The organism is Pseudomonas zhanjiangensis (assembly GCF_041027545.1).
Lineage (GTDB): Bacteria > Pseudomonadota > Gammaproteobacteria > Pseudomonadales > Pseudomonadaceae > Aquipseudomonas > Aquipseudomonas zhanjiangensis.
On the sequence record NZ_JBFTEG010000038.1, the window covers coordinates 1 to 9682 of the forward strand.

At 64.5% G+C, this 9682-nt stretch carries 7 protein-coding genes and 1 pseudogene; 6 read left to right on the top strand and 2 right to left on the bottom strand.

The window, feature by feature from the left end; translation table 11 throughout:
- A partial coding sequence (locus AB5S05_RS21745; protein WP_369289596.1) for an IS110 family RNA-guided transposase occupies positions 1-755 on the bottom strand: 755 nt, incomplete at its 3' end.
- 152 nt (positions 756-907) lie between these two features.
- Here AB5S05_RS21745 and AB5S05_RS21750 point away from each other — a divergent pair.
- From AB5S05_RS21750 to AB5S05_RS21780, 6 genes are all read left to right on the top strand, one after another.
- Positions 908-1345, top strand: a complete 438-nt coding sequence (locus AB5S05_RS21750; protein WP_369289597.1) for a hypothetical protein — start codon at positions 908-910, stop codon at positions 1343-1345.
- A gap of 462 nt (positions 1346-1807) precedes the next feature.
- Complete coding sequence (locus AB5S05_RS21760; RefSeq protein WP_369289598.1) at positions 1808-2209, top strand: hypothetical protein; 402 nt, start codon at positions 1808-1810, stop codon at positions 2207-2209.
- 396 nt (positions 2210-2605) lie between these two features.
- Complete coding sequence (locus tag AB5S05_RS21765; protein WP_369289599.1) at positions 2606-4219, top strand: di-heme-cytochrome C peroxidase; 1614 nt, start codon at positions 2606-2608, stop codon at positions 4217-4219.
- Between the two features lie 27 nt (positions 4220-4246).
- On the top strand, positions 4247-6502 hold the full coding sequence (locus AB5S05_RS21770; RefSeq protein WP_369289600.1) for a di-heme-cytochrome C peroxidase: 2256 nt from the start codon (positions 4247-4249) through the stop codon (positions 6500-6502).
- A gap of 14 nt (positions 6503-6516) precedes the next feature.
- The gene (locus tag AB5S05_RS21775) at positions 6517-8508 is read left to right on the top strand and encodes a hypothetical protein (protein ID WP_369289601.1); all 1992 of its coding nucleotides are present in this window, start codon (positions 6517-6519) and stop codon (positions 8506-8508) included.
- Between the two features lie 291 nt (positions 8509-8799).
- The gene (locus AB5S05_RS21780; protein ID WP_369289602.1) at positions 8800-9528 is read left to right on the top strand and encodes an oxygen-binding di-iron domain-containing protein; all 729 of its coding nucleotides are present in this window, start codon (positions 8800-8802) and stop codon (positions 9526-9528) included.
- Positions 9529-9559: 31 nt separating this feature from the next.
- Here AB5S05_RS21780 and AB5S05_RS21785 read toward each other — a convergent pair.
- Positions 9560-9682, bottom strand: a pseudogene (locus AB5S05_RS21785) (IS1595 family transposase); the annotation flags it as partial.

Genomic DNA, 9682 nt, shown 5'->3' on the forward strand with positions numbered 1-9682 from the left:
CTGAACTCGCGCGGGGTCAGGCCCAGCCAGGCACTGAGCTGGCGACCATTGGCAAATCGTTCCGGCTGGCCCACCGCCGCCTGCAAGGCGCTGGCAGTGAGCAGGCCGATGCCGCTGACCTCGTCCAGCTTGCGCACGATCTCATCCTCGGCATGCCAGTCCGCCAGTTGCCGCTCGCAGTCGGCCATGCACTGCTGGTAGAGGCTGATCTCGCCCAGGACGATCTGCAGCAGGCCGCGCAAACGCGCCAGTTCAGGGCGCTCGATCAGTTCGTTGGCCCGACGCAGGAAGACCGTGGTACTGGCCGGCGCCTCGATACCGGCTTCGCGCAGGAGGCCGCGCAGCAGGTTGATGCGCTGGGTGCGGCTCTTCTTCCAGGTCTCGCGCAGGCCGTGCAACTGCTGCAGTTGCTGCTGCTCGTGGCTCTTCACCGGCACCGGCCGGATGCCCTGACAGCGCGCCGCTTCGAGGATGGCGTCGCAGTCGTTGCGATCGGTCTTGTTGCGCCGCCGGTAGGGCCGCACATAGCGTGGATGCAACAGGATCACCCGGTGACCCAGCGATTGGGCGAAACGGCCCCAATGATGCGCCGTGCCGCAGGCTTCCATCAGCCACTCGACCGGCTCGACCTGCTCCTGTATATATCGGCGGAACGCCTCACGACTCAGCCGCCTGCGCTGACTCACCGCGCCGGCACGGACACTCTCGGCAACTTGGTAAACGGACTTGGCCAGATCAACTGCTATGCGTTTCATCAGCGCTCTCCCAGCGAACAGTCAACACCGTTATCGGTATAGAACCGGGGTGCGGGGAACATCCATTACAGCATTCAAACCGCTCGCTTCGCTCACTGGGACGGGCTAAAGCCCGCCCCTTAACCAAACGTTAGACATTGCAGGGAAATTACGTGAACGCCACGATGAAGGATCGCAACGCAGCCGCAGCAACCCCGCTTATGGTTCTGGCTGCGTCCTACCTAATTGCTCCATGGTTACTCCTACTCTTACCCCCAGTACTTTATTTCATATATAAAAAACTATCACTAAATCTATCAAAAGACACGACCTTAAAAACATTTGACCTAATCCTTTCGATAGTATTAATAAGCCTTGCTGCTGGGTTAATAATTGGCTCGCTACTAATTGTCGCCAGAGACGGAGAATTCACAATACCACTTATATCAAGCGGTCTACTAACAAATATTTTGATCGCAATTTTCGGGTTTTATCTAACATGGAGCCTGATCAAGCTAAGCATCATGTCCTTTAAAGGAAAGGCGTACAAACCAAAACTCTCAATGGGTATCTTTGAAGCCCTAAGAGGAAAGCGTGCAAGCAACGTCTAACAAATTGTATATGGACGCTCCCCACAAGCAGTGAGGAATCGCTTTTCAAGCCTGTCGTCAGCGCGGTTGCATTCGTATATCCGGTCTGTTGTGGGCTTTAATGCCCTGACCACTCTGTAGTTCGCACAGCGGGGGCCAAGCGTTCAAACGATCACGTAGATCAGCATTGTTATCGGCCTTGTTCCGCTGCAGGACTCGCCTGTTCCGACAGTCTCGCTGCTCACCACAACCACCCGGAAAAACCATCACCTCATCATCCTGATTACCCCGCCCGCTATGCGGGCGCCTGGCTCTGTCAGTCACCGCTGAAGCGTCGCGGTGACACCATAAAGCCCAACGGATGCGTACCAGCTTGCTGGCCAGAGCCACCGCCTTGTTTTGGCCGATGCGCGCCGCCGATAGCAAAAAGCTACGCTAATACTTGCCGGGCAGCACAAACACTAGACGCCAAGAGGTAAAACGATGTCCTTTGCGGTAGCAATCAAGGCCGTGGTCATCTGGCTGGCGATACTGGTTGTTGCCGTGCTCAATGGCCTACTGAGGGAAACCGTACTTGTTCCCCATTTTGCCGCCGCAACGAGCCTGGTTCTAAGTGGCCTATTACTCAGCTGTCTTATTTTCGTGGCGGCATACCTTCTGCTGCCGTGGCTGGGCACCCGGGTGCCCGCTCAACTGCTGCTCATTGGTGTGGGTTGGCTGGTGTTGACCTTGATATTTGAATTTTCATTCGGTCTGTCACAAGGCAAACCATTGTCCGAAATTCTTCAGGCTTACGCATTCAAGGGCGGCAATATCTGGCCGCTAGTGCTGTTGTGCACGGCCGTGTCACCATGGCTGGCGGCCAAACTCAGAGGGTGGTTCTGATGTGGTTGTACCCTACGATCCCTGCCCTGATTCCGCCTGCTGATGCCCCGAGCCCATAGCGGGTTGTCGACCAAGCTTCTGATGCTCCCGCCAGCGCCAACTGCGAGACTCAGGGCTCAAACATGCTCATCCGCATGGCACCTTGAATCACCCGACCGCTTAAGCAAATTGAAACGCTGAAGAAGCATTGCAACTGCCACCGAGTTGACCAATCGATCAGGCCCTCGATATCGGCCAATTCGTTGAAAAGGTGTAATTCGCCTGCATCGATATGTTAAAAACCCTCGCCTTTAACACTTGCTCAGATTGAAACCTTGATTAGGGCAGGATCGCTTGCGCAGAAGAACAAGAACTAAGGAGCCCAAGGTGAGGGGGGAATCTCGATGTGCACTTCATATGCTGCCCGCTTCAATACTGTTGGCGACGTCGCTGTTGCTCGCCGGCTGCGGCAACGATGAACCGGCCACTACAAGCCCGAGAACGGCCTCAGGCCTGACGCTGCTGAACCAGGACTGGAACGACCAGCAGCGCGAAACCGCCTGGTACACCAGTTTCGGCTCGCGGATCGTCCCGCTGCCCTGGTTCCTGGCACTGGAAGAGGCCGATAGCCAGGCGCGCTTCAGCCGCCCGGACAACCTGAGCCGCTTCGGCTTTGCCTCGGCCGGCCCATCGCCGGCCAATCCCCACGACCTGCCGATCGGCCTGGCCAGCACGCCGCCTGACCAGGGTGAGCAGTGGGTCGGCCTGGGCTGCTCGGCCTGCCATTCCGGGCAGGTCTACTACCGCGGCGAGCGCCTGCATATCGACGGTGGCCAGGCCCTGGTCGACTTCCAGCTGTTCGAGCGGGAGGTCATCGCCGCGCTCCGGGCGACCCTGGCCGACGCAGGCAAATTCCAGCGCTTCGCCCAGACCTTGCACGCGGGCCCCGAGCTGCGTCAGGCGCTGCAGGCGCGTAGCGAGCGGCTGAGCGCCGTGGCGGCGCTGAACGCCACCCACGTTGCCTACGGCCGTGGCCGTCTGGACGCCTTCGGCCAGATCTTCAATGCGGTGGCCGCCGACTTCCTCGCCATTCCCGAGAACCGCCACGAACCCGATGCGCCGGTCAGCTACCCGGTGCTGTGGGACGCGGCGCACCTGGACCTGGTGCAGTGGAACGGCTCGGCGCCCAATGCCGGCCCCGGACCGCTGGTGCAGAACGCCACCACGGCGCTGGCGGTGTTCGGCGACCTGAACATCCACGGTGACGGGATGGGCTACGGCTCCACGGTCGAGATCGAGAACCTCAGCACCATCCAGGACCTCTGGTATCGACTCAAAGCGCCTGCCTGGCCACAGGCGACCCTGGGCACTATCGACAGTGCCCTGGCGCAGCAGGGCGCGACCATCTATCAGCAGCAGTGCCAGGCCTGTCATGCATTGTCCGATCAGCAGGACCCGGATCGCGAGCTGACCGCGAAGCTGGTGGCGGTCGAGGCCGTGGGCACCGACAGCACCATGGCCAGCAACTTCACCAATGCCAGGTCCAGGAGCGGCGCCTTCGAAGGCAAGAAGCTGATGTACGTCGGCGGCGCCGCGCTTGGCGCCGAGGCCCCGACCATCGAGCTGGTGGTGCATGCGGCGCTGGGTGCACTGCTCGAACACCCCTGGGAGGCAATCAAGGCCGGCCTGTACAGCTTCCACAAGGTGCTGAGCGCGCCCCTGCACGAGCGCCCCTACGACTATAAGGCGCGCCCGTTGTCGGGCATCTGGGCCAGCGCGCCCTACCTGCACAACGGCTCGGTGCCGACCCTGGCGGCGCTGCTGTCGACCGAGCGCCCGCCTCGCTTTGCCGTGGGCAAGGTCGAGTTCGACCCGCAGGCGGTGGGGCTGAGCGACCAGGTGCTGGATGAGGCTCAGGTGAGCCGCTTCGACACCCGCCAGCCGGGTAACGGCAATGGCGGTCACCTCTATGGCACCGCTCTGGCCGAGGCCGACAAGCGTGCCCTGATCGAATACCTGAAGACCCTATAACGACAAATTCCAAGCTGGGGAACATCTATGAGCAAGGCAATCGCATCGCGCTGGCTAAGGCGCCTGCTGTTTCTGATCGCGCTGCTGGTACTGGCCGTGGTGGGCGCGTTCGTCTATTACGTGCAGTCCTCCAAGGCGCGCATACCCCGCCTCGAGCCGGTCGACGAATACCGCTACCTGAACAGCGGTTGGCAGGCGTCCGCCCGCGAGACCTACTACCACACCCCGCAGGGCGCCTCGATGCCGCAGGGCGCGGGCGACAAATCGCTGCGCTACCGCTGGTTCCTCAACCTGGAGCAACCGCTGTCGCACGAGCGCTTCGCCGATCCCGCGTTCCTGCAGCGCTTCCATTTCCTCTTCGACCCCAGCCACCCGGACCAACTGCCGGTCGGCTTCGCCTCGCGCTACTCCGCGTCGCTGGGCGAGGAGCTGCTCGACATCAGTTGCGCCGCCTGTCATACCGGCCAGCTGCACTACCGCAAGGAAGGCAAGCGCTACGCCCTGCGCATCGACGGTGGCCAGGCCATGCACGCCTTCACCGACCTGCAGCGCGGCAGCTTCGGCCCCACCCTGATCAGCGCCCTGGCGGAAACCTGGGCCAACCCGCTCAAGTTCAACCGCTTTGCCGACAAGGTCCTGGCCGACGGCGGCGACAAGCTCGAGCTGCATGAGCAGCTCGGCGAGACGCTCAAGGCCTTCCTCGCCATCCAGCAGAACAACCCGCTGGCCCACCTCTACCCGACCCGCGAAGGCTTCGGCCGCACCGACGCGCTCGGGCGCATCGCCAACACGGTATTCGGCGAACACCTGAGTGCGGCCAACCTGCAGACCTCGTCGGCGCCGGTGAGCTACCCCTACCTGTGGAACATGTGGAAATTCAACTGGGTGCAGTACAACGGTTCGGTGGCCCAGCCCCTGGCCCGTAACGTCGGCGAGGCAATGGGCGTCGGCGCCGATATCCGCCTGGTGACCGCCGAAGGCTCGCCCCTGCCGGCGCAGGAGCGCTTTCGCACCTCGGTCAATATCCCGGGGCTCGAGCAGATCGAGCGGGCGCTGCAACAGTTGCCGCCGCCACAATGGCCGGAGGACATCTTCGGCGCCGTCGATCCGGCCAAGGCCGCCCGTGGCGAGCAGCTGTTCCAGAACCACTGTGTCGAGTGCCACGGTCCGCACCCGTCCAGCCGTGCCCGCCAGCAGGCGGAGGCGCCGCTCAAGGCCGGCCCCGAGGATCACTGGCTGATCGAGGTGATCGGCATCGACCATATCGGCACCGACCCGACCGAGGCGCAGAGCTTCCTGGACAGAACCTACGACCTCTCCGCCACCGGCATCAGCAAGGCCGATGTCGAGGCGCTGATCAACCCGCTGCTGCAGAAGCAACTGGCCCGCGACATGCTCATGCGCCTGCGCGAACTGGCCATCGACGCGACCCTGAGCGATGAGGCCAAAGCCGCGTTCGCCGCGCTGGCCGAAGCCTTCCCGGCCCCGGACCGACTGGCCGCCCAGGGCTTCGAGCCCTCGCCGGCACCGGCCATCAAGGCTGCGCTCGAGCAGTTCGAACTCAAGCCCAGCGTGCAGTTGTCGGCCAGCTATGCGGCCTATCCGCAGCTCGCCTGCGACAGCCAGTGCCAGGTCAACGCGCTCTGGTACGACCTGGATTATGCCCAGGCCGGGTTCGCCAAGCTGCTGGCGTCCATCGACCCGAGCAGGATCACCGAAGGGCTGGGGCTGAACCTGATCGACCTGCTGCTGAAGAAGCGCTACTACCAGGACCACCACCTGAGCGAGGAGCAGCAGGCGTGCCTGGAAGGCTTCGGCGCGCTCGACCTGCCGCAGCAGATCGTCGGCTACAAGCCGCGGCCGCTGGCCGGGGTCTGGGCGACGCCGCCGTTCCTGCACAACGGCTCGGTGCCCACCCTGTACCAGATGCTGGTGCCCGCCGCCGAGCGCGATAAGCGCTTCTTCGTCGGCCCGCGCGACTACGACCCGGTCAACCTGGGTTACACCACCGCCCAGGCCCCCGGCGGCGAGTACGACGGTTTCTGGTTCGACACCAGCCTGACCGGCAACCACAACAGCGGCCACAGCTTCCAGGCGACGCCGGCGCAGTGGCAGGCGTATCGCGCCGACCCGGCCGCCAACCCGCTGCCGTCCGGGGTGATCGGCCCGCTGCTCAGCGACGAGGATCGCTACGCCCTGCTGGAGTACCTGAAGGTCCGCCGCGACAACCCGCCGGGCTACGCCTACCAGGGCGCACCGGCGTGCCTGAGCGGACAGGATTGAGGGGACCGAACGCCATGAGCGACAACAACCCGAACTACTGCCAGGATTTTGCCCAGGTCCACGCCGAGGAACAGGCGTGGATCGCGACCCGGCGCCAGCACGCCGAGGTCGATCCGGAACAGCCGATCACCGGGCTGGCCTGCTCCGGCGGCGGCATCCGCTCCGCCTGCTTCCAGCTCGGCATCCTCCAGGGGCTGGCGGAGAGCGGCTGGCTGAACCGGGTGGATTACCTGTCGTCGGTATCCGGCGGCGGCTACATGGCCGGCTGCTACCAGTGGCTCAAGCACCGCGGACAGGGTGCGCGGGAACTGTTCAGCGCCCCCGTGCTCAACTGGCTGCGCTCCCATGCCGCCTACCTGGTCGCCGGCCGCGGCATCAACAGCGCCACCCTGGCCGCCGGCATCCTGTCCTCGTCGCTGTTCAGCCTGCTGGTGATGTTGCCGATCCTGCTGGCCGGATTCTGGCTGGCCGGCTTGCCCCACAGCCGCTTCCTCTGGCCGCAGCACTGGCACCTGCCCGGCGGCGAGGTGATCCACGGCCACAGCGGCTACCTGCTGATGCTGCTTGCTTCCGCCGGCTGTTTCGCCCTCTACCTGTTGAGCATCCCGAGCATGGCGCTGTGGCGCGCGGGTCGGCGCGGCGACCTGACCCACTGCTTCGCCCCGCGCCGGTTCATGGGCCGCCTGCTGGGCACGGCCATCGCCCTGGCGCTGGTGGGCAGCCTGCCGCTGGTCGCGCAGCTCGATGACGCCCTGCTGACGCTGGTCGCCTCGGAGAAACTGGCGGGGCTGGGCAAGCACCTGGACTACGCGCTGCCGTTCATCACCGGGGCCTGGGCGATGGCCAAGGGGCGCCTGAACCCGAAGGTGGCCGCGCTCGGCTTGACCCTGCTCCTCTACGGCCTGGCCGCCTTCGCCTACCACCTGGTGTTCGACCTGGAGATCGTCGAAACACCGCTGTTCTTGGGCTTCTTCGTCTTCGCCCTGGTGCTGGCGAGCCTCGCCAGCGTCAACCGCACCTCGATGCACAGCTACTACCTGGCGCAGCTGGCGCAGGCGTTCTTCTACACCGGCAAGCCGGTGATCGAAGACGTCCCGCTGGCCGAAATCGCACCGGACAGCGGTGCGCCGCTGCCGCTGCTCAACACCACGCTGTCGACGGTCAACTCCACGCGCCCGCTGGCCCACTTCCGGCTGGGCGACAGCTTCACCCTGAGCCCGCTGTTCAGCGGCTGCCCGGCCACCGGCTTCGCCCGCACCGCGCACTTCCAGGCCGGTCGCCTGACCCTCGGCGAGGCGGTCACCACCAGTGGTGCGGCAGTCGACCCGGATACGGCGCAGACCGCCAACCGGGCCCTGAGCATCCTGCTGACGCTGGTCAACTTCCGCCTGGGCTTCTGGGTGCAGCATCCACGCCGCGCCGGCGAGCATTTCGGCCGCATGCCGTTCTGGCTGATCTTCCGCGAGCTGTTCGCCAAGGGGCTCGAGGAGAACGCTGCGAGCCTGCACCTGACCGATGGCGGCCACTTCGAGAACCTCGGCGTCTACGAGTTGCTGCGACGCGAATGCCCGCTGATCATCGCCAGCGATGCCGGCGGCGATCCGCTGACCCAACTGGGCAACCTCGGCCTGCTGCTGCAGCGCGCCCAGGCCGACTTCGGCTGCGAGATCAGGCTCGATACCCGCGAACTGCTGGAGCAGGACAACGGCCTGCACACCAGTTGCTGCGCGCTGGGCAGCATCGAGTACGCCTCGGGTCGCAGCGGCCGCATCCTTTACGTCAAATCGGTGCTGACCCGCCAATCCTCGGCCCAGGTGATCAGCTTCTCCCACCAGGACTCCAGCTTCCCCAACGACGGCCTGGCCAACCAGTTCTTCGACGAGCGCCACCTCGACGCCTACCGCGAGCTGGGGCGCGAGAACATCCGCATGGCGCTCAAGATGCTGGAGGGGGAAGCCTTTTCCCTGCACAGCAGAAGGGCGCATACCGAGGAGGTAGCCGTTTAGCCGGCCGCCTGCTGGTCCGCCCCGTGCGTCGCTCGCGGGGCACAGCCAGGAGGCGGCAGGCACTGCTTATCCGGACGGCAGCGGATGCTGCCGCCCCTATCGACGCGGCAGATCAGCCAGCGGAGTGCCGCCCAGCGGAGTGCCGCCCAGCGGTTTGCCGCCCAGCGGATTGCTCCCGTCTCGCCAGCAACTACCCTCTAAGCAAGCGGTGCCGTGGTTTGCCTCACAGGCAGGAAGGCTTCTGAGCGCTGGGCCGCCTTCTCAGGACGTCCTGTCTCATGGAGACCCAGCATGACCACCGTCAGCGAAATCGCCCCGGACCTGTTCCGGATCTCGACCTATGTGCCCGAGGCCGACCTGCAGTTCAACCAGTTCCTGTTGCGCGACGAACAGCCCCTGCTGCTGCACACCGGCATGCGCGGCCTGTTTCCCGCGGTGCGCGATGCCGTGGCCACGCTGATCGAGCCCAGCACGCTGCGCTGGATCGGCTTCAGCCACTTCGAGGCCGACGAGTGCGGTTCGCTGCGCGAGTGGCAGACCCTGGCCCCGCAGGCCACAGCGCTGTGCAGCCTGGTCGGCAAGCTGGTCAGTGTCGACGACGTGGTCGCCGCTCGCCCCGCCCAGGCGCTGGAGGACGACGAGGTGATCTGCACCGGCAAATACCGCCTGCGCTTCCTCAAGACACCGCATGTGCCCCATTGCTGGGACGCCGGGCTGTTCTTCGAGGAGACCCAGGGCACCCTGCTCTGCTCCGACCTGTTCCATCAGCTCGGCGACGTCGAGCCACTGACCTCCTCGGAGATCATCAGCCGGGCCCGGCAGACCCTGGTCGACTATGAAAGCGGGCCCTTCGCCTCCTACCTGCCCTATACGCCGCAGACGGCTGCTATCCTCAAGCGCCTCGCGCAGCTCAAGCCCAGGACCCTGGCCCCCATGCACGGCTCGGCGTACAGCGGTAATGGCGAGCAGGCGATAGATGAGCTGGCGCGGCTGTTCAAGGAGCTGCTCGGCGGCGCCTGAGGCGAGTGACACACCCAAGCAATCAAAATGGCTATGTCCCAATAGCGTGTTGCGCGGTGCGTCCTACCGCCTCCTGGATGCAGTGAACTGGCCGAATGCTTTGCTGGTAGCGCTCAAGCATGCGGCGCCAGCCCAGGTAATTGGGGAGGTAGCG

What these genes read in the sequence shown, in the direction of transcription:
- AB5S05_RS21780 (WP_369289602.1), top strand. Translation starts at nt 8,800, where the DNA reads ATGACCACCGTCAGCGAAATCGCCCCGGACCTGTTCCGGATCTCGACC.
- AB5S05_RS21765 (WP_369289599.1), top strand. Translation starts at nt 2,606, where the DNA reads ATGCTGCCCGCTTCAATACTGTTGGCGACGTCGCTGTTGCTCGCCGGC.
- AB5S05_RS21760 (WP_369289598.1), top strand. Translation starts at nt 1,808, where the DNA reads ATGTCCTTTGCGGTAGCAATCAAGGCCGTGGTCATCTGGCTGGCGATA.
- AB5S05_RS21775 (WP_369289601.1), top strand. Translation starts at nt 6,517, where the DNA reads ATGAGCGACAACAACCCGAACTACTGCCAGGATTTTGCCCAGGTCCAC.
- AB5S05_RS21770 (WP_369289600.1), top strand. Translation starts at nt 4,247, where the DNA reads ATGAGCAAGGCAATCGCATCGCGCTGGCTAAGGCGCCTGCTGTTTCTG.